The organism is Roseibium album (assembly GCF_001404515.1).
GTDB classification, from domain to species: Bacteria; Pseudomonadota; Alphaproteobacteria; order Rhizobiales; family Stappiaceae; genus Roseibium; species Roseibium album.
The window spans coordinates 347,432-372,309 of sequence record NZ_CXWE01000005.1 but is presented as its reverse complement, the minus strand read 5'-3'; the positions used below and the strand labels follow the sequence as shown (position 1 = coordinate 372,309).

Below are 24,878 nucleotides of genomic sequence, written 5' to 3'. Positions count from 1 at the left end.
ATTCGCTCCTTTCAGCATAAATTGCCCAGGTGTCTGTCTATTCCGGTACACCAAGTTCCTTCAGTGAGCGGGCAAATGCCCGGCCCATTTCGTAGTCTGCTGCAGGCGATGACTGCCGCCACCAGCTGACTGTGAAATTCGGTTGTTTCTTTAAAAGTTTGGCGAGTGTTTTCCTGGCGTCGTCGGTCTTGCCCAGGCGCCACTCCGCGACGGCCTTGATCCTCAATGTCGACGTGTGTGACCGATTGAGACGCAACGAGCTGGAGGCGAGTTCAAGTGCCCGCGCATTGTCCTTGTTGGCGAGATTGGCGCCGGCCGCCATGGCCTGAAAGAAAAACCGGTTGGGATCAAGTGGTGCCAGGTGCAGTGCGCGTTCCGCGTCATTGGCCGCTTGCGGTCCTTCTCCCCGGAATGTGTAAAGACCAGCGCGCAATGCGCGTCCGGTCGCATCGTTGGGGGTCATTTCCAAGGCGCAGTCAAAAAGTTCCTCGGCTTCGTCGAGATCGTGCAAGAGGTTGTTGCGGACAAAGCCCTCCGCGACCAGGGCACCGGAGTTTTGCGGGTCGATGTCCAGCGCGCGCCCGGTGCAATCGAGCGCCAACCGGGCCTCCAGTCCGGGGTCGTCCGCCCAGCCCTGCTGCACCTTCAGAACGTGCCAGCGGGCCTTCCATGCGAGCGCAGTGGGGGCGTTGGGGATGCGTTCGATCAGGCCGGTCAGCAATTCTCCGGCAAGATTGAAATCCTGGTGAGACAGTCGGTTCAGCAATGCGATGGCGCCGAACAAAATGGCGTAGCCTTCCAGGGACGGAATTGGCGCCGACAGGGCCCGCTTCATTTCGCGATTCAGCAAAGCGGCATGCACGTTGTTGGCGAGATCGCTGAAGATGGTGTTTTGCTGCAGTAACTCGGACGTGTCGAATTCGAGGCGCTGAGACAGGACAACCAGACCCGTGCGGGTTTCAACCACCTCCAGATCAAGCAACGTCATGCCTTTGTGATGGCGGAACGAACCTGTCACAATGAAATCAGCACTCAGTTTCGTTCGTATGTCCTCCAGTTCGACGGGCTTCGCCCGGAAATTGGCGGTGGACAGGTTCGAAATGACGCTTAACGCTGGTGAGCGTGCCAATGCGCCGACGAGATCTTCGGTAATCAGGTTCGACCAGATCATGGTCTCCTGAGATACGGTCGGAGACATCAGAGGCAGGACAGCGATCGTCGGCTGCAGGTCCTTTGCCGCTATTCTTGGCGACGGGTTCGGAACCTCGTCCGGACTGCGCAGCAGGAACGCGCTGACAGGTTGTGACAGGTTCTTGAGATGCAGTTCGCCGAGGTCTTCAAATTCTGAATCGGGATCGCTGGCCAGGACATTCCGAATTGCAGCGCTGACGATGATTTGTCCTGCTCGCGATGCGGCAGACAATCGCGCGGCGGTGTTTACGTGCTGTCCGTACAGGTCCTGGTCGGAGCTGTGGAGGATCTCGCCAACGTCCAGGCCGATACGCAATTCGATGCGACGATCCGTTCCGAGATTTTCATTCACTTTCCTGATGGCGTCCTGAATGTCCAGTGCGGTCCGTGCCGCGAAGCTGACATCGTCGAATTCAGCCAGCAGCCCATCACCCATGCGCTTGACGAGCCGTCCTTGTCCGGAGGCGGACAACCTGCGTTCAAGATCGTCGACGAAGCCGATCCAGCGGACAATTGTCCCTTCCTCGTCGACTTCAAACAGACGCACGGAGTCAACAACGTCGGCAAACAGAACCGCTTTGTTAACCCGTAGGAGCCCCGTACCTAACGTTAAAAAATCCGAGTACGAGGTTGAAATCATCGCGAGGTACCTCGCAAATTTGGGTTCGCGTATTAAAGTAATGCATTGCTGAACAACTGGGAATATAGCTAAATCCCAAATCGGATTACAGCATACAAGTGAATTACCTTGTTCGTCAGCTTAAGCGTGTAAAATTCATTCTGCAATAGTGTTTGTAATTTGTAATGTTTTTACTGATTTATCTTTTAGAATTCCGCTTGGGAAAGCAGTCTTATTTACTCACATCCATGTGTAAAAATCTATCGGCAATTTTGCAAATAACAGCAAGGCTGAATTCTAGTTAAATCTGACAGTGCAGTCCGGTTCTTACTCACGCAATTCGCACGTTCGAAACAAATGTCACGTTGTTGTTTCGAGTGGAAACATCATTTGGGATATTTATAACTTTAGTAATTTTTGACGAGCATTTTACTAAAACTTGCAAATTTGGACGGTTGAGACTTGTCGGAGATTTTCACTGTGACGAGTTCGATGACCTGGCTCGGGGGGAGTTCACCAAATGTCTGATCAAACGGAATTCGCTGAAAACGGACGCAAAAAGGTTGGCTTGCTTGACCGATTGAGGATCCGTACGCGTATCAATCTGCTTGTGCTGTTGACGATGGTGGCGGTCTCTGCGCTCGGGATTACCTATCTTGTAGGCCGTATGGGCACCGTGCATTCCCTTGAGAGCAAAAACCAGTATGCAACTCTCTACGAACTCGTTCAGTCTGTGGAGATCGGTGCCTTGCAGATGCGCCGCAGCGAAAAGGACTTCCTGCTTCGGCGTGATACCAAGTACATCGGAAAATATGATGCTGCAGTTTCGAAAGTGAACGCCGCGCTGATGCAAATGGCGGACCTGGAGGCTTCCGCAGCGGTTCTTGAGAATATCGAGAAACTCCAAAACGAAGTCGATCATCATAAAGAGCAGTTCCACAAGGTTGCGGGACTGCATCAAACCGTTGGTTTGAACGAAAAGGACGGGCTTGAGGGCGAACTGAGACAAGCCGTTCATAACGTGGAGGAACTGCTAAAGACGGCCAAACTGGATTCCTTGACCGTCAAGATGCTGATGATGCGCCGTCACGAGAAAGACTTCATGATGCGTGGCAAGGAAAAGTACGTCGCGCGTATCGATAAAAGACGCGAAGAGTTCGATGCACTCCTCGGCAACGCGGCTCTTCCCGAAGAATTGAGCGCCAAACTGACGATCCTGATGGACTCCTATCAGGCAGGTTTCAAGTCATTTGCCAAAACCTCCATGTTGCTGAAGCCGGAGACGAAAAAGCTCAGTCAGATTTTTGCGGAGATGCAGCCGGATTTCGCGAGGATCCGCGAAGCAGCCGACGAAGGCCAGGCCGCGGCCAACGCTCACTTCACTTCGACCATGAAAACGACGGACCAGACTTTTCTGGCTGCGGGAATTGGCATTCTTGCAGCGGTGATCTTTTCCGGTTTTCTGATCGGAAGGAGCATCACGTCACCAATAGCTCGACTAAACAACGCGATGAAATCGCTTGCTGAGGGGGACGTTGAGACCGAGGTTCCATTGATCGGCTTGAAGACCGAAATCGGCGAAATGGCCGGGACCGTTGAGATTTTCAAGAACACGTCCCTTGAGCGAATGGCGCTCATGAATGAAAACGAACGCGATCAGGAAATGCGTGCGGGTCGCCAGACAAAGGTCGATGACCTCATTGGCAACTTCCGTGAAACCGTCCTTGGTGTGCTTGAAGCAGTCAATGCGGAAAACCGGGAAATGGAGACTTCGGCAGGCAACCTTTCGACCATCGCCTCGCAGACAACCTCGCAGGCGGACAGTGTTTCCAGTGCGTCGAAGGACGCATCGAACAACGTCCAGGCTGTCGCTGCGGCTACGGAAACGCTGTCGGAATCGATCGGTGAAATATCCCGGCAGGTCAGCCAGACGAAGAGCATCGTCGAACAAGCGACTGATGCAACAATCGAGACAGACACCAAGATCGCAGGTCTTGCTGACTCTGCAGACAAGATTGGCGAAGTCATTCTGTTGATCCAGGGAATTGCCGAGCAGACGAACCTTCTCGCTCTCAACGCCACAATTGAGGCAGCAAGAGCTGGAGAAGCGGGCAAGGGCTTTGCGGTTGTCGCGTCCGAGGTGAAGGAACTTGCCACGCAAACTGCCAAGGCAACTGAAGCCATCTCTACCCAGATCACCGATATTCAGAAAGAGACCGAAAGTTCGGTCGATGCCATTCGCGGAATTGCCGAAACGATGCGTGAGGTTTCTTCAGCCACCGAGGCCATTTCCGCGGCGGTTGAAGAGCAAGGATCATCGACCGCGGAAATCACGGCAAACGTCAATTCCGCTGCTGCCGGATCCAATGAAGTTTCGGAGAATATTGTCGGTGTTCAGCAGGCCGCGGATGAAAGTCAGGACTCCGTTGAAAAGGTGCTGTCGGCAGCAAAGGGTGTTTCGGCGAACACGGAACAGCTTCGTGATGTCATCGAAGAGTTCCTGGGAGATGTCGCTGCTGCTTGATGTCGACTGCCGAGCAGTGGCACCTTTGATCCGCGCGATGTCTATGGCGTCCGGGCGTGAACCAGGCAGGTTGTGCCTGGTTGGGCTGTCTGTTCCCGGGTCGCGACCCGGTTCTGCAAGATCGTGCGAACCTGTCTCTGGTTCGCATTCGCAATCATTATCATCGACGCATACGCGGCCGAACGTAGATTGGCCTCGATTGGCCGCACGAATTCGGGTTTCAGAAGCCTTCTGATCTGGAACATTCTTTCAGATTGCATGCAGCCGCCTGTGCCAACTTCATTTGTCTGTCAACAAATCCGGAAACCAGCAACCGGGGAGGGTTTTGCACCTTCCCGTGATTGATACCTGCATTGCGAGAACGCTTTGGTTGCAGGCAATCGACAACGTATGTCGAGCCGGACAGAAGGCAAAATCACGACAGTTAATTTAGCGATTGCTGAGGGCGCATTGATGCCCTAACGTATTGTCATAAAAATGTCATAAATCTTGGGAGGTCACTATGAAATCTATCAAATTTGCGTTTGGTATCTCGCTATTTGCGTTTGCTGCAGCCACCGGTTCCGCGCATGCGGACAAAATGACCCTCTATTGCAGTGCGCAGGAAGATTGGTGTCAGCTGATGGCGCGCAGCTTTGAAGAGGCGACCGGAATTGACGTCAACATGACCCGGAAATCGTCCGGTGAGACGTTTGCGCAGATACGTGCCGAGTCGGCCAATCCGAAGGGTGACGTGTGGTGGGGTGGAACCGGCGATCCGCATCTGCAGGCAGCAGAGGAAGGCCTCACACAAGAGTACGTTTCCCCGATGCGCGATCAGCTGCACGATTGGGCGATCTCCCAGGCAGAGAGCGCCGGCAACCGGACGATCGGGATTTATTCCGGTGCACTTGGGTATGGCTATAACACCGACCTGGCGTCCGCCAACAATCTGCCTGAACCATCCTGCTGGAAAGATCTGCTGAAGCCCGAATACAAGGGTCATGTCCAGATGGCGAACCCGAATTCATCCGGCACGGCTTATACAACCCTTGCATCCATGGTGCAGATTTTTGGCGAGGATGAGGGTTTTGAATTCATGAAAGGTCTGCACGCCAATATCAACCAGTACACCAAATCCGGCTCCGCACCGATCAAGGCAGCAGGCCGTGGCGAGAATACGATCGGAATCGTGTTCATGCATGATGCCGTCAAGCAGGCGGTGTCCGGATTCCCGATCAAGGTCGTCGCCCCTTGCGAAGGTACAGGCTACGAGATCGGGTCCATGTCCATCATCGACGGTGCCAGAAACCTCGATGAAGCCAAGAAATTCTATGATTGGGCATTGTCACCCGAAGCGCAGAACCTCGCACTCGAAGTCAACGCGTTCCAGGTGCCGTCCAACAAGAATTCGGAAACGTCACCTTCCGCGCCCGATATGAGCCAAATCAAGCTGATTGACTATGACTTCGCCAAATACGGTTCATCGGACGAGCGCAAGCGGTTGCTGCAAAAGTGGGACGAGGAGGTGTCCACGCTGCCGCAGTAAATCATGCGCAACGTATCCGTTGAAAACACCGGCCTGTCCGTTCTGATATTCTGGATTGCCGCCGGATGGGCCGGGTTTTGCCTATTGCCCTGGTATGGGATTGAGGACGGTTTCTTCTCATTCGCCTGGCTGCTCGACGGATACCCGTTGGATGAAGACTATGCGCCAGCCGCATTTCTGATCGCTCAATCGGAAAAAATGTGGCTGGCGCCATTAATTGCACCACTGTTGGCCCCGCTGTTCGTACTGCGTCGGCGAAAATCCGACCCAGTCTATTCGGCAACGCTGATCCTTGCAGGCGGCCTTGGCTTCGCCTGGCTGATTGCACAAGGGTTTGGAATTGGCATCAGAGGCTTCAGCTATGAATGGCTCAATGCCGTTTTTGGTGAGCTTGGTGATCGTCAGTTCGGGATGGGCTACGGGGCCCTGCTCGTCGCAACCGCGTTCCTTTTTCTGTTCACGCAGGGCATTGCCGCACGCGGTGCGATAAACGGTGACGTCTTTGTCGTAAGCGCCATCGGCGGCGTTATCATCATCGTTGCCACATTTGTCTTTTTCCCGATCGTGCGGATGCTTGTGGCTGCCTTCGTAACCGATGGCGGCCACTATTCCATAACGGTATTCGTATCGAAGTTCTTCGACGACCGACTGTGGGGACTGGGGTGTTTCTGGGGCGCTCGCTGCGGCGCGGCGTGGAACTCGTTGTTCCTGGCAGTGCTGGTCGGCATCATTACCACGGGCCTGGGCCTTGTTTTTGCGTTGGTGGTGACGCGTTCCGGCTTCCGCTTCAAGCGGGGTTTGCGCGCGCTGACGGTTCTGCCGATCATTACGCCACCATTCGTGATCGGTCTGGCACTCATCTTGTTGTTCGGCCTCTCCGGCTCCGTGACCGTGTTTGTATCGGAGCTGTTCGGCATACAGCCGACAAGGTGGCTCTACGGACTTCCCGGGATACTGATTGCGCAGACATTGGCCTTCACGCCGATCGCCTTTCTTGTTCTGATCGGCGTGGTCGAGGGGGTCAGCCCATCCATGGAAGAAGCCGCGCAGACACTGCGCGCCAACCGTTGGCAGACATTCAAGACCGTTTCGTTGCCCCTGATGCGTCCAGGTCTTGCCAATGCCTTCCTGCTGGGGTTCATCGAAAGCATGGCGGATTTCGGCAATCCGCTCGTTCTGGGTGGCAACTTCGATGTGCTCAGTACCGAGATCTTCTTTGCAATCGTCGGTGCACAATATGACCAGAGCCGTGCGGCGGTCCTGGCAATGGTGCTGTTGTTCTTTACGTTGACTGCCTTCTATTTCCAGCGGGTCTGGCTCGGAAAGAAGAACTACACAACGGTCACGGGGAAAGGGGACGCCGGCGTGCACCCGCTCATGCCTCGCAGGCTGTCTTTTCCCGTTTTTGCCGTCGCAGGGATTTGGGGTGCCTTTACGATCATCGTCTACGGCATGATTGTCTACGGGAGTTTCGTAGAGCTCTGGGGTGTTCGCAATACCCTGACTTTCAAGCACTATATCACCGCGTTTTCGGTCGGTTGGACCGAGCACGGACTTCACTGGTCTGGAGCGGCCTGGGACAGCTTCTTCACGACGATCCAGATCGCCGCAGCAGCGGCGCCGCTGACCGCGGCAGTTGGCCTCATAACGGCCTATTTGCTGACAAGACAGACCTTCGCGGGCAAGAATGCCTTCGAGTTCGGTACAATGCTGAGTTTTGCCATCCCGGGAACGGTGATCGGTGTAAGTTACATTCTGGCCTTCAACGTACCACCCATCGAAATAACCGGGACCGGCATCATTCTTGTCGTCAGTTTCATTTTCCGGAACATGCCGGTTGGTGTGCGTGCCGGCATCGCCTCGATGAGCCAGCTCGACAAGTCTCTGGACGAGAGTTCCCTCACACTTGGAGCGAACAGTTGGCAGACTTTCCGAAAGGTCATTCTGCCGCTGTTGCGTCCGGCCATTCTGGCCGCCCTGGTGTTCAGCTTTGTGCGCGCCATGACGGCGATCAGCGCAGTGATTTTCCTTGTCTCCGCCGAATACGATATGGCCACCAGCTACATTATCGGCCGGGTGGAGAACAACGACTATGGCCTCGCGATTGCATATTCAACGACGCTCATATTCGTCATGTTGTCGGTCGTTGCTCTCCTGCAGTTCATTGTCGGTCGTACCCAGATCGGCCGCCGCACTCAATTCGCCACGAGAACCTGATCCATGACCCAGACAAAAATCTCGAGCAAGGCTGCGCCCGTCAAGTTCTCCGGCGTTACAAAGGTTTACGGCAGCGACGTGGTTGCCGTCGATGACATCAATCTTGAAATCGAGGCGGGCAAACTGGTGACGTTGCTCGGACCGTCCGGCTGCGGAAAGACCACTACGTTACGCATGATCGCAGGCTTGGAAATGGCGACCTCCGGTCAAATCCTGATTGGCGAGGAAGATGTTACAAAACTCCCGGCGACCGACCGGGATGTATCCATGGTGTTCCAGTCATACGCGCTCTTTCCCCATATGACCGTTCTTGAAAATGTGGCGTATGGTCTTGGATTTTCAGGGTTTCCGAAATCCGAAGCCGGCGACAGGGCGCGTGCCGGTCTCGAACTCGTTGGCCTGAAGGGCTACGACAAACGCCTGCCGAGCGAGCTTTCCGGCGGCCAGCAGCAGCGTGTCGCGGTTGCCCGTGCACTGGTACTGGAGCCACAGGTTCTTTTGTTTGACGAACCCCTGTCCAATCTCGATGCAAAGCTCCGCCGCCAGGTACGTGAGGATATCCGTGCCATCCAGCAGGACCTGGGCCTGACGGTGGTCTACGTAACGCATGATCAGGAAGAGGCCCTGGCGGTGAGTGACGAGATTGTTGTCATGCGCAATGCGGCAATCGCGCAAATAGGAACCCCGAGAACCCTGTATGATGAACCTGTCGATGCGTTCGTCGCCGATTTCATCGGCGAGGCAAACCTGATCCCCTGCAACGTGACCGCGTTGGACGGACCAATGGCCGAGATCGATGTCGATGGTTATCGCTGCCAGCTTCCTTCACGCGGCCTTTCTACAGGTGCCGGTCAGCTGGCCGTCCGTCCCGCCCGCATCGCCCTCAACGAGGGTACGGGTTTTGATGCGAAAATCGCAAAGTCCACCTATGTTGGTGTCCGTATGGAGTATTCGCTCGAGACATCATTTGGTTCGATGTTCGCGGTCCAGGATGACGTCCAGCATCCCCTGGAGCCGGGGACTGCGGTTCAGGTCAGTTTCAGGTTCCCCGGTCCCGTGCTCATACCTTCATGATCGCCATCAGGCGTTTGGCGCATTCGCGCTGCACAGAGAATTCGCAAACCGCCCACTTTCGTGAATTTGCCGGAAAACACCGCGCTTCCCGGCGACGATCTACACTTTCGTCCGGCCTTCCTCGACGGCGTCCAGAATGAACTTCGGCAGTGCAAAAGCAGCCGCGTGGACGTCCGGTGTGTAGTACCGGGTCTCGAAACCTGCCGCTTTGAAACGCTGTTCCAGAACCGGTACGGCCTGTCTGCGCAGGTCGGGGTTGTCGGTCGCCCAACCCAGGGTCATGTGACCACCGAAATAGGTCGGGATTGCCGCAATATAGGCCGCCGCATCCTTGAAGATACGGGAGAAGCGTTCGACGCTTGTCACCAACTCGTCCCGCTGGAGGAAGGGGACGCCATTCTGTGTCACCAGGATTCCTCCCGGCGTCAGCATGCGGTGAGCATTTCGATAAAATTCTTCGGAAAAGAGGACTGCACCCGGTCCGTGCGGATCGGTGCTGTCGACGATGACAACATCGAACCGATGGTCGGTCTCTGCAGCGAATTTCATGCCGTCGGCGATGACCAGTTCAAAGCGCGGGTCTTCCAGGACACCCTGATTGAAGTCACTGAAATGCTCTTTGGAAAAGTCGACGACCGACGCGTCGATTTCCACCTGCACCAGCTTTTCAACAGAAGCGTGCTTGAGGACTTCTTCCGCAAGACCACAATCACCACCGCCTACGATCAGGACGTTTTTGGCTGCTCCATGGGCGATGATCGGCACGTGGGACATCATCTCGTGATAGATGAACTCGTCCGCGGTCGTGACCTGGGTCACCCCGTCAAGCATCAGGATCTTGCCGAAAACGGGATTGGAGAAGAGCACCAGGTCCTGGTGCTCCGTTTTTTGCTGATAGAGGATTTCCTCGCAGCTGTAGCTGACCTGAACCCCCGGATAAAGGATTTCGTTGAATACCAGACCTTCGCTCATTCTGCGGCTTCCAGGGTGTGCGGCTTGGAGAGCTGATTGGCAACTTCCCGACCGCGCAGCAATTCCGAAACGGCTGTCTTGCCGGGATTGAACGCGTTGCGCAGGACGTCGACACACTTTTCAGGTTTGGCATCGCCGCACATGAACACGTCGAAGGCGGCGTAACCTGCCTCCGGCCAGGTGTGAACGGAAATGTGGCTCTCAGCGAGCACGGCGACACCCGAGACACCGGTCGGTTCGAACGGATGAAGGTGGATATGCAAAAGGGTTGCGCCAGCCTCCTCGACACAGGAGCGCAGCGCCTGTTCGACGTAAGGCAGGTCATCAAGCCTTTCGGCGTCGTAAAGATCAATAATCAGATGCGCACCAGCGCAGTGGACCCCTTCCTTTTGAATGAAGTGATCCAGGCGGTCGTCTGCGTAAACGCCAGCGGCCGCGGTCAAAACGTTTTCTTCCTTCTGGGTGGTGCTTCTTGGTTCGGCAACGCACGCTGCGTCTTCTGCTACACGAACCTCCAAGTCCATCCCCAGTTCGAAGAGGGCGTTGCTTTCCATATCGCTCTCCCAAACCAGCAGATGTCCCCGGTATTAATTCCGGAGCGCACTCCATACAAAAAAGAGTGTTTGATCTCAATGGGAAATCTGCAAAATCTTTCTGCAGCCAACGCATGTCTGATATGAACGCACCAGATATTCGCAGTCGTTTTAGAAAAACGGTTGCCATTTGAAAGGGTTAGCCGTGTCGATCGCAATCAGAAGCTTAACAGGCGAAGATCTGAAAAACACGCTGAAGGATCTTGCACTTCTCAGGATATCTGTGTTTCACGACTGGCCGTATCTGTATGAAGGAACGATGGAGTACGAAGCCAGGTACCTGCAGCGCTACGTTGCGACGGAAGGTGCCGTGATTGTCGGGGCATATGACGGTGACAAACTTGTGGGAGCGGCAACGGGCGAACCGCTCGGGGAAGAGTACGAGGCGTTTCAGGCACCGTTGAGGGAACGCGGATACGACACCGATAAGATTTTCTACCTCGCAGAGTCCGTTCTCGATCCCGCCTATCGGGGCCAGGGCATCGGTCATCGGTTTTTCGACGGGCGCGAGGCCCATGCCCGCGGTCTGGGATTTGACCAGGCGGCGTTTTGCGGGGTTGTCCGTCCCGATGATCACCCGATGAAGCCGGCTGACTACCGGCCTCTCGACCCGTTCTGGCGCAAGCGCGGGTATGAAAAGCTGGAAAACGTTATCGTAACCTTCCCGTGGTTGGATATCGGTGAGGCGAAAGCAACAGAAAAGCCTATGCAGGTCTGGTATTGTAACCTTTAGGTTGATTCAGAGAATTGCGAACATTAAGGATTGTCCCGCTAAAGAATAGAAAGTTCATTGAAAAAATCCAAAACAAATCAAGCGATTGCGCATGAATTATTGTTAGTGGGCTAATTTTCTCTTTTGTAGGCAGCATTGGTGGTGGCTTTGAAAATATAATATTTTCTTCGTTTAATAAATTCATCATTATTGAAATGCTGATTATCGAAATTATAATCGATATTACAGTAGAGTTGCATAATATTTCTTCAATGCTAATTATTGTGGAATTAGATCTTGCCATATTTTTAATTATATTTTCTACCATCCTAGCAAATATCAAAGTAAAAATCATCGCCGGTAGACATGGTTTGAGTAATATAAAAAGATTTGAAGAAGATCCAATTGTTTTCGCGAAGTAGTCTACTCCAAATATGTTGGGGGCAGGTTTTCCATCTAAAAAAATTGTTAGTGGTGTCATGAATAATATTTGAAGGAGAGCAATCGCCAAATAGGATATTGTGAGTGCGAACAATATTGACTTCGGAGAAACGTATTTAATACTTGCATCTTTAGGTTGAATATTAGAGAAGTACCACGCGTTATCTCTAGCTTTGCGTTGACGAATTTTCATATAAATTGCGATGGCGGTGATAGAGGGAATTGCGATTTGTATCGCTACGGTGAAAGCATCTTTAATCGATGAGGGTGAAAGAACCCAGCGTCGCTTCTCTGAAGCAACTTCATTGTATTGATAGGTGTAATAGGCATCCCAAATACTAACTTGTGCAATTAATTGAAAAACTAATGCGTAAAAAAATAAGCATATACCGCTAATTAGAAAACTGTAGATTATTTGATTGCTAAATGAATATGGCAATTCCGATTTATCTCCTTGATAAATGAAATATTCACTTGTAATTACATCGATTTTCTCAAGTTTTTTTGTTTGAGTTAGAATATTTAATGCTAATAGGTAGCATATGGATCTCAAAGTGGTTTCGAGTTCTTTATTTATCTTTTTACGTTCATTTTCTCCGATATTTGATGCTAACTGCTTCTCCACCCATTCTAATCTGAATTGATTGTTTTCAGATAGTGTATTAAAACGTTCTACAATATCGTTTTCAATAGCATTTGGATGAAATGGATTTTTCTTAATAATGTTGTGATAGTATAATGCTTTTTGTAGCCTATTCTTTATTTCAAAGAAATATGGAGCCTCTAGTTTTAGCTTCTGAACTGATCGTATTGCATCAGAGTAGCTGGAAATACTTTTATCGTGATTGTTTTCGAATGATTCGGAAATTGTCAATTGGTTATCACTAGATTTTGCTGCCGACAAAGCATTCCAGTTTACAGGATTTAGTAAAAGCTTATTTTTTAAAAAATTAATGTCTTCTGGAACTCCAGCTTGTTTATGAGCAAATTGTCGAATTAAGAGTTCAAGCTGATTAATACCTGGGAAATTGGGAAAAAAACCTCCAACACACAGCGCTGCTAGTAAAGGTGCAAAAGAGTTAGGTAAATTTGCAAAAGGTGAATCTGGTAATAATGCGCTTAGTAATTGAGGAAATAGAGGAATACTTAATATAAAAATACTTATCATTATTGAAACGTAAATAATTCTGCCGCGATACCATTTGCTTGCTGCGCTAATTTCTCTTTCAGAGAAAAAACGGTTAGTGATTTCTTGTCTACTTCCTGGAGCTTCAGGGTTTTCAATAGCATCAATCTGAGGTGCTTGCTGTCTATTGCTAGTTTCCTCAGAATACTTTTTTGCGCCTTCAAAAATTAGGTATAGCAACGATAGAAGGAGAGTGCTCGTAAAAATGGGATCGTCAATAATATTTGTAGAGTAATACTCATAGATATTTATGTTTGACTTATCGATATCTCTGGCTTTTTCGATCATATGAGTAGCCCCTTTTATGAAAGAGCATCATTTAAATATTTTTAGCAAAGGCTTGGATTTACATGGCATTGCGCATAAGCAGCATTGCTCTGTTTATCGACAGTTATCTTTAGTGAGCCGAACAGCGAGAATAATGTAAACACTGTCAAGGCTAAAATCATAGTCTTTTTCATAATGCCTACCCCTGATTTAATTATCTATTTATACATCAAAAAAAATTTTTGTTCAAATTAAAAACAATTTTCCCTTTGTTTGTATTCGAATCTTTGGTTATATTTTTTTCCTAACTCTAGGTAAAAATTATGTATTTTTCTTTGTATCTGGTTGTTGCTCTGAAGTTTTAGTTTTGATCCAAATGAGGCCGTTCGGCCTAGATTTTTTGTTGTTGTTCTCATTCGATCCGGGGGCTACCGGCCTCTCGACCCGTTCTGGCGCAAGCGCGGGTATGAGAAGCTGGAAAACGTTATCGTAACCTTCCCGTGGTTGGATATCGGCGAGGCGGAAGAAACAGAAAAGCCAATGCAGGTCTGGTACAGGAGACTATGAACGATCCGTTGCCGGTGACATCGCGTTTCAGCGCATGCTCAAATGGCCGAAATCAGCGAAACAGCGTGATATTTGCGGTTCAGTTTGTATTTTGCATCCTTGGAACCGTAGTGCCTTCGATCGCGTCTGACATCCGGTTTCTGACCCTTGAAGAACCGCCGACCAACTATCTGAAAGACGGCGAGATTTCCGGAACAACGGTTGACCTTGTCAACGAAATGGCACGCCGGCTCGGCGAGCAGCCGGAAATTGAGTTCCTGCCCACTGCACGTGCGTTCCTGAAGGCGCAAAGCAACCCGAACTGCCTTGTCTTCACGGCCGGCCTGACAGAAGAGCGAAAAGCACTCGGCTACCAACCGATCGGTCCGGTCATCACCCGAAGGCACATTCTGTTTGCTCGTTCGGGCAGCAACTTCGAGATATCGAGTGTCGAGGATATTGTTGCCAGGAAGCTGACCGTGTCCGGTGTTGATGGTGACTGGCGAACCGGGTTTTTATTGTCGGAGGGTGTGACGGTCGAGACGACATCTCAGCATCTTCTCAACTTCCGAAAACTCATGGCAGAGCGCACGGATCTCTGGATATCGTCTGATCTTGAAGCACCGTCGATCCTGTCACAGGCCGGTGCTGATCCGTCGGCGATTGAAATTGCTTTCGTGTTCCGGTCTGCCCCAAGCTACATTCTCGCTTCCAGGGGCACGGACGAGAAGGAACTCGCGCGCTGGCGCGGCGTATTCTCCGAAATGACGCGGGACACGGTGTTCCTCGAACGGTTGTCGAACAAGTGGAGCTTGGAACTCGGCCTGGACCTTGGCTTCAGCGGCAGGGAAGGCTTCCATATCAAATCCGGTCCGGCCAGAAAGAAACCGTCATGAGCCATCTAGGAACAGACGGAAAGTTGCGCTGGAACGCGTGCGCCTGGCCAAGCGTTCCGGGCACAAATTCGAAAGTCCTGCCATATTCACCCCGGTTCAAGTGGGGCGCTAGTCACCACACTCGAATAATCCGGTTGAAAGAATTCTCTCATGCCGTGTTCGGATCATTCACCAGTGCAGCGATGAACAAGCAAAACGACCACTGTAACACTCACCCGGAATTGCCATCTGGATCGTTGCGGTTTGCGTTGGCGCTTGCGTTGCTCATCTGGCTCGCCGCATTGACATCAGGTATGGCACAGGCGCAGGAATTGCGATTGCTGACCTCTCCCTGGCCGCCGTCAAACTATATTCGGACTGACGGGATTCCTGCGGGGATCAGTGTCGACGTCATTGAAGCGATCAAGGACAGGTTGAAACTGGAAACGCCCGTGGAAGTCCTTCCCTGGGCGAGGGGATATCTTGTTGCCCAATCGGACCCGAACGTCCTGCTTTTCACGGCAGGGCGTACACCGGAGCGTGTCGACATGGGATTTCACTTCGTCGGACCCGTGGTGATGTGGACACATGCACTGATGGCCCGGAAAGGCTCTGAGATCGCCGTCGATGCGGTTGACGCTGTCAGATCGCAAAACCTCGTCGTTGCCGGAGTGCGAGGTTCCTGGCAGATCCGCCTGTTGCAAGATGCCGGTGTCCAGACCGTTGAAACGGAAAACCATGAGACAGGCGCAAGGATGCTTCTTGCAGAACGGGTCGATCTCTGGATCACATCGCGACTGCAGGCCTCCTCGGTGCTGAAGGACCTCGGGCGGGACGCAGACAGCGTCACGGCAATCCACACCGTGAAACGCTCGCCGTCCTACCTCATGATTTCTGCAGAAACCGATCCCGACATCATTGCCCGGTGGGAAGCGGCATATGAAGACCTCAAGCAGACCGACTTCTTCGAAAAGACCGTGAACAAGTGGAGCGATCAGCTGGGCATCGCCCTCCAGTTCAGGCCGGCTGAAGGTTTCAGCGCAAGACCGGCTCCTCACGACAAAACCGGTTCTTGAGAAGGTGTCTCTGGTTTAGAGCGTTTACTTGCGAGGAGCGAGGCACCGGCGCATGTGCCCCGCACTCCGAACCGTCGGTTACTTCAGCGCCCAGCGAATGGTTACGTTCGCGCCTATGGTTTGTTCTCCGGTCTCGACCGGAACGGCTTCAGCGCTCGCGGCCATCATGCTTCCGGCCCGCATCATGAGCGGTTGAGGCATCTGTGTGCCGGTCTCTGAAATGGATATGATGGTACCCAACTCGGCGCCCGCAGCACTTGCGAAGATCTCCGCCTTGTGACGTGCGGCATCGACGGCCTTCTTACGGGCTTCGTCAAGCTTGTCCGCCGGGTCGCTGACTTCGAAACGAATGCCGTCCACGGAATTCGCGCCACTTTCAACAACGAGCGTAAGCAAACCACCCAGTTTTGCCAGGTCACGGACATTAACCTCAACGCCGTTGCGGACCTCGTAGCCGGCAATCCCGGGCTGTTGATCGGAGCCGCTGGCAACCCGCTCATAGCGCGGATAAATACCAAATCCCCTTGTCTGGATGTCCTTGGCTTCGATGCCGGCGCCCTTGATTGCATCGATGACCTTTGAGATCGAGGCAGAATTCTCCGAAAGCGCCTCGGCGGCCGTTTTGGCCGTGGATACGACATTCGTCGTGATGACGGCCATGTCGGGCGTGACGGCGACCGTGCCTCTTCCTTCCATGGTAATGCTGCCCGCCAGGGTTTGTGCATCCTGTGCCAAAGCGGTGTTGGCGGTTATCAGGGCAACCCCAAGGGCTGAGGCAAATGCGATTTTGCGCGCCAGTGCAAGCGGACGGATGGGCAGAACCGTTATCGAACCGGACATGTGAAATTCCTTTCAACACTATTTGACTTGACCGGGAAGATTGTTGGCCAATGCGGCAGGGGTAAGGCTTGCCGGTTCAGCTTTCGTTCATTTTCAAGGGCTTGCATTAGTACTTCCAATGACGCGGACCGCGTTCCGGCCCTATTTTTTGGAATCCTGAGATCCACTGAAGCCGACATCGCCGGTTTCGGACAGTAATACTGCGACCGGCCGGGAGCTTTCGAACCGTGCGCAGACGATAACGATCATCACGGTCAACGGCACGCAAAGCACCATGCCGACAATGCCCCAGATTGCCCCCCAGAACGCGAGCGAGAGCATGATGACGAGACCCGACAGGTTGAGGTTGGACCCCATGAGTTTCGGCTCCACCAGATTGCCGATGGCGAACTGGATCAGGCCGAGACCAGTGGCAATCGCAAAGAAGGGGCCGAGAGTGTCATAGTAGACGATCGCCAGAAGGCTCGGAAATATGACACCGATCAGCGAACCGATGGTCGGAATGTAGTTCAGCAGAAAGGCAATGAAGCCGAAGAGAGCGGCATAGGGCAGACCGATCAGGATCAGGACCAGGCTGGTGAGTACACCGGTGGCAACGGACACGGCGGTCTTGATCGAAAAGTAATGCATGATCGAGCGGTTGATTTCCGCGCGGATCGCAAACGCCGACTGGGCGCGTTCGGGAGAGGCGAACAGCCGTTCGAATTTCCGATCGAAGGTCGACTGTTCCAGGACCAGGAACAGAACATAGATGAAGACCAGGCTGGCGGAGCCGGCAAGCGCGGTCACAAGACTGGCGCCGGCCGTCACCATGCGCGGCACGACGGAGTCTGGCAGCAGGTCCTTCAACTCGATCGGATCGTTGAAGTCGAGGTGAGACGACACCTGGTTGAACAGCTCTTCAAGGCGTCTCTGGTAGGTCGGGGCATCCTGGGCGAGCTGGGACAGGTTGGCCGTCACAATGTCCAGAACGATCGTGCTGACAGCAAAGATCGACAGCAAAGACAGCGTGAAGGAAATGAAGCCTGGAAGCCGCCAGCGGCCGATCGGCACCTTTGCAAAAAGATGCGCAAGCGAATTGATCATGTACCAGACGATCAGGGCAATGACGAAGGGAAGCAGTAACGAGCGCCCGATAACCAGCAGCCAGCCGATCATGCAGACCAGTAGAACCGTCAGCGTGGCGGACAGAAGGGGGCTTCGCATTGTGGCTCCGGCAATTGCGGTAACGGCGACTCAGCCGCCACGTGTCGATCCATTTAGACCTCAAGCCGCCTCAGACCTCAAGCCGTGCGGCAACGGTCCCCTATTGCCTTTGCGTGGAAACGTTTTGCATCGTGCCAGCCACATTTCCGGCCAGGGCCGGGTGCCCTGACAGACGGCGCAACCTGGGGGCCGGACTTTCCAAGACCTTTTTCACCTTCATGCCGCAAACCTCTTGCCCCGACGAATTGCCGTGGTATAGGGAACATCTGCGCCGTTCTGTCTTTCGCAGAGACGCGCCGTGGGCCTGTAGCTCAACTGGTTAGAGCCGTCCGCTCATAACGGATTGGTTGGGGGTTCGAGTCCCTCCGGGCCCACCATTTTCTTTAAAATCAATGCCTTAATTGCCGGATTGCCCAGGTGGGGCATTCCAGGGGGACATTTCGGTGTTCAATCCGGATTGTTGGACCCAAACTCAAAATGTTACCTGGAACCAGGGAACCGCGACAAGCGTTGCGGATCAGCCGGGACTTTGAATAGCGCCACCTTGGCTCAGCTTTGGTCGAAATTTGAACAACTTGCGCGCTGAGGCGCGGATCCAAACCGTGAAGGGCGGGAACGGTTGTAACGGCTAGAAACCGCGTTCATCTGCGGCCATTTCACGTGCTGCGAATTTTAGCGTGAAAATGCCGTTGAAAGGGGCGGCTTTTAGCCGAACCCAGCTGACGAAATCCCCGGTGTTTGCGGGAAGGTTTGGCCTCGGGCAATGATTATATACGGCACAGGGCGCCGATTTCGGTGCGAAACAGGTCGAAGGCGGCGCCGACGAGTTCGTCGCTTTTGCTGCGCCGTCCTGAAACGATTTTCGGCTTCCGGCCCTTGCGAACCAGGGCGCCCTCGGGAAAAATCAGTTCAAATCTTTCTGTCAGGCGCTGGAAGGTTTCCGGGCACTGGACAAAGGGGCCTGTGAGAACAATCTCGTCCGGCATTAGCGTCAGTGTAAGATTGCGAAGCGTATGCGCCATCAGCAGCAAGGGCCGTTTCAGGAAGGACTTGTCAGTGCAATCCTGCAGATAGTCCTCGAATTTTTGCTCGTTGATCGGGATTGACTGGTCTTGTGACATCGTTGCCAGCGCCCAAAGCCCGGCCTCGGCTTCCATGCAGCCGATCATGCCGCATTTGCAACTCACGGTGCTGAGCGGATCGAGCACACAATGCCCGATTTCACCAAAGCCCTCAGTGAGAACCAGTTCCCTGTCGTTGCTGATAAAAGCCGCGCCGATGCCGATACCCCAGTGTATCAGCAGTGTCTTGCCGGTGCCGAGACTTTTGCGGCGGGACGTGCGGGCCCGCAATTCGCAATTCAGGTTCTTTCGCACGATGACGTCATGTCCGAGGGTTTCAGACACTTCGGACAGGTCGAAGTCGGACAGTTTCGGCCAATAGGCGGAGTAGACCCAGCGTTTGCCGGGCTCGTCGACAATCCCCGGCAAGGACAGCGCATAGCCGCACTGTTTGGCCGAACCGGGAATGTGCGCGGTGCATTTTCCGGCCAGGCTTGAAAGCACGTCGATGAAGCCTTGCTTGTCGATCTTGTCCGCCTGCACCTGCTCCGTCGTCTCGAAAAGAATCGTTCCGGCCAGATCGACCACCGCGCAATGCATCGTGTGTGACACGAAATGAAAGATCACCGCGCACAGGCGGCCAGGGGCGGGGGTGAGCAGGATCTCCGGCCGGCCTTTTTGCAGGGACTGCGCAGGGCGTGATTCCGTGATCAATCCATCATGGATCAATTCCATCACAAGGTCTGAAACTGTTGCCGGGCGGAGCGCCATATCCGTGGCCAGTTTCTTGCGGGTCGGCGCATCGCCCTGGCAGATCGCCGAAAAAATCCGTCCCTTTCGGCCAGCCGGAGCGTCAGCGCCATCATGCTCGAACTGACGAAAATAGTAGTCGCTCATCGGGAGAGAAGTCATTCGCCAGCCAGTCCTTTTCTGTGCAGAGCATAAGAAGAATTGCTGGAAACTCCAGCCAAAATTCAGCAAAAAATAATTATTGACATTTTTGTATTTAATTACATTAATGGAAAAAAATAGGAGTACCGATGAAGATTTCAATTGCCGAGACAAGTGTGGATGCAGGACATCAGGCAGCCTTGCGGGGCGCGGGCTACATTCGGCGGGCCATCAGGGACCAGGGAGCGGCACGCCTGATCCTGGCCACGGGGGCGAGTCAGTTCGAGGTTCTGAAAGCGCTGGTTGCCTGTGAAGATATCGACTGGTCGAAATGCACGGTTTTTCATCTGGATGAATACATCGGATTGCCGCGGTCCCATCGCGCAAGCTTCGTCAATTATCTGAATGCGCGCTTCGTCAGTCAGGTTCCCGGATTGGGCCACTTCGAGGCCATTGACGGTGAAGCGGGTGACGTTGAAGCCGAAATCACACGATTGAACACGACGTTGAGCACAGAACCCATCGACGTTGCCTTTGTCGGCATCGGGGAAAACGGACATCTGGCGTTCAACGATCCGCCCGCAGACTTCGAAACCACCGCACCTTTCCTGCGGGTGTCACTGGATGAGCCCTGCCGCAGACAGCAGGTCAACGAGGGCTGGTTTGACACCATGGCCGATGTTCCCGCCGAAGCTCTCACCATGAGCATTCGGCAGATCATGGCTGCGAAAGCGATAGTCTGCACCGTTCAGGATCAACGCAAAGCTAGGGCCGTGAAAAATGCGGTTGAAGGACCAGTGAGCAACCTTTGCCCGGCGTCGATCCTTCAGGAACATGCCGATGCCACCCTGATCCTGGACGACGCCGCGGCCACGGAGTTGAGCCCGGGTGCCCGCAATGGCTGAAGCCAGATCCAATCCCGTTGGCATCCGCAATCGCTCGGCACCGGTACTTCTCGACGTGCTGTGCGCCGCAAGACAGACCTCGATTTGCTGTGAGCTGTCTCCCGAGGGCGGCCTGGTGGCGGAAACGATCGAAAGTGCGGAGCAACAATGGCGGACCGGCCCGGATGGCGACTTCGTCACACGGGGATTGATCGATCTTCAGGTCAACGGTTTCGGCGGGCTGGATTTCAACAGGGGAGGGATCACCGCCGACCGGTTGGATCTGGCGCTGATCGAGCTGGCCAAAACGGGGGTCACGGCTCTTCTCCCGGCGATCATCACAGGCTCGGCCGGTCGTATGGTCCGCGTGTTGCGGGAACTTGATGAGGCTGTGGCGGCCAGCCGGCTCGGCCCACTCATGATTGCGGGTTACCACATCGAGGGGCCGTTTCTGTCCCCGGAAGACGGCTTCAGCGGATCTCACGACAGTGCGCATATGTCAGCGGCAAATCTTGACCTGATTGATGATCTGCAACGGAACGTGTCTCGCGGGATAAAGCTGGTGACGATTGCGCCGGAAGTCAGCGGTGCGATCGAAATGATCCGGGTGCTTGCCGGGCGAGGAATTCAGGTCGCGATCGGTCACTCCAACGCAAACGAGCAACAGATTTCAGCAGCGGTCGACGCCGGAGTGACGCTTTGCACGCATCTGGGCAACGGATTGCCGCAAATGCTGCACAAGACCGACAATCCGATTTTCTGGCAGTTGGCGGACGACCGGTTGACGGCGATGTTTATCGCCGACGGCATTCATGTACCCAGACCGGCACTGCAAACGATGTTGCGGGCCAAGGGACACACGCGGACGATCCTGACGACCGATGCGGTGTCCGCGGCCGGGATCAATACCGGTCCCGGTTTTTACACGCTGGGCGCAGCGGAGATCGAGCGTTCACAGGAGGGATCCGTTCGAATCCCGGGCTCGAGCTATCTTGCCGGATCGTCGGTCACCATGGATCAGATGCTACGCAACATGATGGCCTGGTATGGCCTGACCGTACCTGTGCTTGTCCAGCTCATGCGGGAAAATCCGCTGCATTTCATCCGCACTCGTCAGGACCCCGGTCCTATGGGTGCGACGGACGGTGTCGTCGAGTGGGAGACCACGGCGGACGGCCCCGTTGTTCGCAGGGCTCATATTGGCCCGTTCACAGTTGAATAATCTGGGATTTCAGTCGTCAAAATGGGAGGAAACCAATGACATCCGGTACTTTTAGAAAAGGTTTGATACTCGCGGCCTGCATGCTTGCAAGCGGCACTGGGCTGGCGAGCGCGGAAACCGTGTTGCGCCTTGCGGAAAACCAGCCTGAAACCAACCCAGTCACCGTTGCCATGCATCGATTTGCCGAACTTGTCGGCGAATACACCCATGGTGAGGTGAAAGTCGACGTCTATTCAGGCGCGCAGCTGGGTCAGGAAGTCGAATCCATCGAGCAGGTCCAGGCCGGGATCATTGACCTTGCCCGCGTCAACACGGTGCCTCTTGCCAATGTCACTCCGGCGGTAGGCGTGTTCACGCTGCCGTACATATTCAGCGGTTCTGAGCACAAGTACAAAGTTCTGGACGGCGAAATCGGACAGAAGGTGCGCGCCGACATGGCAGAGGCCGGTCTGGTCGGCTTTGATTTCATGGAAGCCGGATCGCGCAGCTTCTATACCCGCGAAGGCTTGCCGATTTCGGAACTTGCCGATCTATCCGGTCTGAAGATCCGGGTGCAGAACTCTCCGATCTCCATCCTCATGGTGGAATTGCTGGGCGGCGTGCCGACACCGATGAACTATGGCGAGGTGTTCTCGGCGCTTCAGACCGGCGTGATTGACGGCGCGGAAAACGACTTCGTCAGTTTTCACACCTCCGGCCACTACGAAGTGGCGCCCAACTACGTCATTGATGGCCATCTCAGCCCACCTGCGATAGTGATCATGAACAAGGCCCGCTTCGATAGTCTCCCCGAGGATCAACAGCAGGCAATTTCAAAGGCGGCGAAGGAAGCGGCGATCTATGAGCGTGAGCTGATGTTTGCGGCCAACGACAAGGCGCGCACCACGGTCGAGGAGGCCGGAGTCTCTGTTGTGGAAATAGACAATGGTCCGTTTCAGGCAGCGATCCTGCCGATCTATGAAGAGTTCCCACACCTTGGCGACCTTATCGAACAGATCCGGGCCGTAGACTGAACACGTTCCGTCTGGCTGGGCAAATTGCCCGGCCAGTCGTCCCCTCGGGAGAGGCTCATTGTCGAAAAAGTCCCCCATCATTGAAAATCTGACCCGGGCAGTTGACGGGTTGAACGGCATCGCCAGCTGGATTTGCAACCGTCTGCTGGAGTTGATCGTTGCGATCACCTTCATGCAGGTTGTCCTGAGATACGTCTTCAACAGTCCGACAAAATGGTCCGAGGAAGCAGCCATGCTGTGCCTCGTCTGGTACGGCATGCTGGCAACGGCAATTTGCGTGCGCACCCACCACCATGTCGCCATCGTCTTCTTTCGCGATCTGCTGGGCGAAACCGGCGGCATTGTCCTTGACGTGTTTGCGCATCTTGTCATTCTGGGATTCGCGCTGGTGCTCCTGTTCAGCGGCACAAAGCTGGTCGACCTGGCCGGTGTGACGCTTTTACCGGCATCGGGCATTCCCAAATCCCTGCTGTATTACTCGGCGCTCACCGGTGGTTTCCTGATAGCGCTGAATGCCCTGACAAACATTCTGACCGGGTCGCTTCGTCCAAGTGAATTCGAAGATACCGGGACGACGTCATGAGTGCGCAGGGTATCGCGATCGCCTTGCTGCTCGGCAGCTTTCTCGGCCTTATGGTGTTACGGGTTCCGGTGGCCTTCGCCCTGGGAATGTCATCGGTCGTGACCGCGTTTTACCTCGGTCTGCCGATGTTGATGATCGGGCAGCGGATGGTGAACGGCCTGTTCAGTTTTACCTTTCTGGCGGTGCCGTTTTTCATTCTGGTCGGCAACATCATGACGGAAGGCGGGATCTCCGACCGCCTGGTGAAATTCGCGGAAGTTCTTGTCGGCCGTTTTCGAGGCGGGCTCGCCCAGGGCAATGTGGTGGCGAGCACGTTTTTCGGCGGTATTTCCGGTTCTTCGGTCGCCGATGTCGCCTCGATTGGCTCATTCCTGATACCGGCCATGAAGAAACGCGGCTACGCGCCTGAATATTCGGTCGCGGTCACCGTCACGTCGTCGGTGCAGGGTGTGTTGATCCCGCCAAGTCAGAACATGATCTACTACGCGCTGGCCGCCGGCGGACTGCCGATCAGCAAGCTGTTTCTGGCCGGCTATGTTCCAGGCGTGCTGTTGTCGGGCGCCCTGATGGTGCTGTGCTGGATCGCCGCCGTGCGCCACAATCATCCCAAGGGCGATGTCTACGGACTAAGGGACAGCCTCGGCATCGTCGGGCGTGCCTCGATCGGCCTGTTCACCATCGTGATCATCATCGGTGGCATCGTTGGTGGCGTTTTCACCGCCACGGAGTCCGCGGCTGTCGCCGTCGTCTATGCGTTGTTGGTGACGGCGTTCGTCTATCGCACCATGGACCGGACCAAGATTCGCCGGATCATGGCCGGCACCCTGGCCTCGCTCGGCATGGTGGTCGCGATCATCATGACGTCGTCCGCATTCGGTTTTCTGTTGTCCTACCTGAAGGTGCCGACGATCCTTGCCGACTACATTCTGGGCCTGTCTTCGAATGTCGTGATCATTCTCCTGATGATCAACCTGCTGTTGCTGATCCTCGGGATGCTGATGGACATGGGTGTGCTCATCCTGATCATGACCCCGATCCTGTTGCCGATCGCCGTGAAGATCGGGATCGATCCGATCCATTTCGGCATCATCATGATCCTCAATCTGGGAATAGGTGTGTGTACGCCGCCGGTGGGGACGTCCCTGATGGTCGGCTGCGGCATCGGAGGCGTGAAGATCGAAAACACGGTGAGGGCGATGCTGCCGTTCTATCTGGCCATGGTTGTGGTGCTGATGCTGGTGACCTTCATCCCGGTGTTGTCCCTGGGTCTGGCCGGGTTGCTGGACTGACGGCGAGACCGGCAGGCGGAGGTGCTTCTGTACACCCAAACCGGTCTGACGGTAGAGATCACCGGAGC

General features: G+C 54.2%; 20 protein-coding genes and 1 tRNA gene. 13 read left to right on the top strand and 8 right to left on the bottom strand.

Annotated elements, in window-relative coordinates:
- Nucleotides 1-37: 37 nt before the first annotated feature.
- Nucleotides 38-1,831, bottom strand: a complete 1,794-nt coding sequence (locus LA5095_RS18600) for an adenylate/guanylate cyclase domain-containing protein (RefSeq protein WP_082442878.1) — start codon at nt 1,829-1,831, stop codon at nt 38-40.
- Nucleotides 1,832-2,330: 499 nt separating this feature from the next.
- On the opposite strand from LA5095_RS18600, the gene LA5095_RS18595 reads away from it, so the two are divergent.
- A complete protein-coding gene (locus tag LA5095_RS18595; RefSeq protein ID WP_055117605.1) occupies nt 2,331-4,334 on the top strand; it encodes a methyl-accepting chemotaxis protein in 2,004 nt (667 codons plus the stop codon).
- Between the two features lie 41 nt (nt 4,335-4,375).
- On the opposite strand, the gene LA5095_RS18590 is transcribed toward LA5095_RS18595, so the two are convergent.
- A complete protein-coding gene (locus LA5095_RS18590; RefSeq protein WP_055117603.1) occupies nt 4,376-4,594 on the bottom strand; it encodes a hypothetical protein in 219 nt (72 codons plus the stop codon).
- Nucleotides 4,595-4,836: 242 nt separating this feature from the next.
- On the opposite strand from LA5095_RS18590, the gene LA5095_RS18585 reads away from it, so the two are divergent.
- The 3 genes from LA5095_RS18585 to LA5095_RS18575 are packed head-to-tail and all read left to right on the top strand — an operon-like array spanning nt 4,837 to nt 9,153.
- A complete protein-coding gene (locus LA5095_RS18585) occupies nt 4,837-5,862 on the top strand; it encodes an ABC transporter substrate-binding protein (RefSeq protein ID WP_055117601.1) in 1,026 nt (341 codons plus the stop codon).
- Nucleotides 5,863-5,865: 3 nt separating this feature from the next.
- Nucleotides 5,866-8,079 carry an ABC transporter permease gene (locus LA5095_RS18580; protein ID WP_055117599.1) on the top strand — a complete coding sequence of 738 codons (2,214 nt, stop codon included), beginning with the start codon at nt 5,866-5,868 and terminating at the stop codon, nt 8,077-8,079.
- Between the two features lie 3 nt (nt 8,080-8,082).
- A complete protein-coding gene (locus LA5095_RS18575) occupies nt 8,083-9,153 on the top strand; it encodes an ABC transporter ATP-binding protein (RefSeq protein ID WP_055117597.1) in 1,071 nt (356 codons plus the stop codon).
- A 99-nt stretch (nt 9,154-9,252) separates the two neighbouring features.
- Here the strand turns inward: LA5095_RS18575 and speE are convergent, their stop codons facing one another.
- A complete protein-coding gene (gene speE, locus LA5095_RS18570) occupies nt 9,253-10,125 on the bottom strand; it encodes a polyamine aminopropyltransferase (RefSeq protein ID WP_055117595.1) in 873 nt (290 codons plus the stop codon).
- A complete protein-coding gene (gene speD / locus LA5095_RS18565) occupies nt 10,122-10,679 on the bottom strand; it encodes an adenosylmethionine decarboxylase (protein ID WP_055117593.1) in 558 nt (185 codons plus the stop codon). The genes speE and speD overlap by 4 nt, the downstream gene beginning before the upstream one ends.
- 184 nt (nt 10,680-10,863) lie before the next feature.
- Here speD and LA5095_RS18560 point away from each other — a divergent pair, with 184 nt between their 5' ends.
- Nucleotides 10,864-11,451 (top strand): GNAT family N-acetyltransferase, encoded by a 588-nt coding sequence (locus LA5095_RS18560; protein ID WP_055117591.1) that lies wholly within the window; start codon nt 10,864-10,866, stop codon nt 11,449-11,451.
- Here the strand turns inward: LA5095_RS18560 and LA5095_RS18555 are convergent.
- Nucleotides 11,423-13,345, bottom strand: coding sequence for a hypothetical protein (locus LA5095_RS18555; RefSeq protein ID WP_055117589.1), 1,923 nt, complete (start codon nt 13,343-13,345; stop codon nt 11,423-11,425). The two genes, LA5095_RS18560 and LA5095_RS18555, sit on opposite strands and share 29 nt — an antisense overlap.
- 656 nt (nt 13,346-14,001) lie before the next feature.
- On the opposite strand from LA5095_RS18555, the gene LA5095_RS18550 reads away from it, so the two are divergent.
- Entirely contained in the window at nt 14,002-14,766 is a 765-nt protein-coding gene (locus tag LA5095_RS18550) for a substrate-binding periplasmic protein (RefSeq protein ID WP_158510409.1), read from the top strand.
- Nucleotides 14,763-15,821, top strand: coding sequence for a substrate-binding periplasmic protein (locus LA5095_RS18545; protein ID WP_082442877.1), 1,059 nt, complete (start codon nt 14,763-14,765; stop codon nt 15,819-15,821). The genes LA5095_RS18550 and LA5095_RS18545 overlap by 4 nt, the downstream gene beginning before the upstream one ends.
- Nucleotides 15,822-15,899: 78 nt before the next feature.
- Here LA5095_RS18545 and LA5095_RS18540 read toward each other — a convergent pair whose 3' ends face one another.
- Nucleotides 15,900-16,661 (bottom strand): SIMPL domain-containing protein, encoded by a 762-nt coding sequence (locus tag LA5095_RS18540; protein WP_055117584.1) that lies wholly within the window; start codon nt 16,659-16,661, stop codon nt 15,900-15,902.
- A gap of 141 nt (nt 16,662-16,802) precedes the next feature.
- Nucleotides 16,803-17,867: an AI-2E family transporter gene (locus LA5095_RS18535; protein WP_055117582.1), complete on the bottom strand. Its 1,065-nt coding sequence runs from the start codon at nt 17,865-17,867 to the stop codon at nt 16,803-16,805.
- A 300-nt stretch (nt 17,868-18,167) separates the two neighbouring features.
- Between LA5095_RS18535 and LA5095_RS18530 the strand changes: the two genes are divergently transcribed.
- Nucleotides 18,168-18,244 (top strand) — tRNA-Ile (locus LA5095_RS18530).
- Nucleotides 18,245-18,634: 390 nt separating this feature from the next.
- On the opposite strand, the gene LA5095_RS18525 is transcribed toward LA5095_RS18530, so the two are convergent.
- Nucleotides 18,635-19,840 (bottom strand): ROK family protein, encoded by a 1,206-nt coding sequence (locus tag LA5095_RS18525; RefSeq protein ID WP_082442876.1) that lies wholly within the window; start codon nt 19,838-19,840, stop codon nt 18,635-18,637.
- Between the two features lie 128 nt (nt 19,841-19,968).
- Here LA5095_RS18525 and LA5095_RS18520 point away from each other — a divergent pair, with 128 nt between their 5' ends.
- The 5 genes from LA5095_RS18520 to LA5095_RS18500 are packed head-to-tail and all read left to right on the top strand — an operon-like array spanning nt 19,969 to nt 24,810.
- Nucleotides 19,969-20,724: a glucosamine-6-phosphate deaminase gene (locus LA5095_RS18520; protein ID WP_055117578.1), complete on the top strand. Its 756-nt coding sequence runs from the start codon at nt 19,969-19,971 to the stop codon at nt 20,722-20,724.
- Nucleotides 20,717-21,925 (top strand): N-acetylglucosamine-6-phosphate deacetylase, encoded by a 1,209-nt coding sequence (locus LA5095_RS18515; protein ID WP_055117576.1) that lies wholly within the window; start codon nt 20,717-20,719, stop codon nt 21,923-21,925. Before LA5095_RS18520 ends, LA5095_RS18515 begins: the two co-directional genes overlap by 8 nt.
- Nucleotides 21,926-21,960: 35 nt before the next feature.
- Entirely contained in the window at nt 21,961-22,938 is a 978-nt protein-coding gene (locus LA5095_RS18510) for a TRAP transporter substrate-binding protein (RefSeq protein WP_055117574.1), read from the top strand.
- A gap of 58 nt (nt 22,939-22,996) precedes the next feature.
- A complete protein-coding gene (locus LA5095_RS18505; protein WP_055117572.1) occupies nt 22,997-23,521 on the top strand; it encodes a TRAP transporter small permease in 525 nt (174 codons plus the stop codon).
- Nucleotides 23,518-24,810, top strand: coding sequence for a TRAP transporter large permease (locus LA5095_RS18500; protein WP_055117570.1), 1,293 nt, complete (start codon nt 23,518-23,520; stop codon nt 24,808-24,810). Before LA5095_RS18505 ends, LA5095_RS18500 begins: the two co-directional genes overlap by 4 nt.
- Nucleotides 24,811-24,878 lie beyond the last annotated feature (68 nt).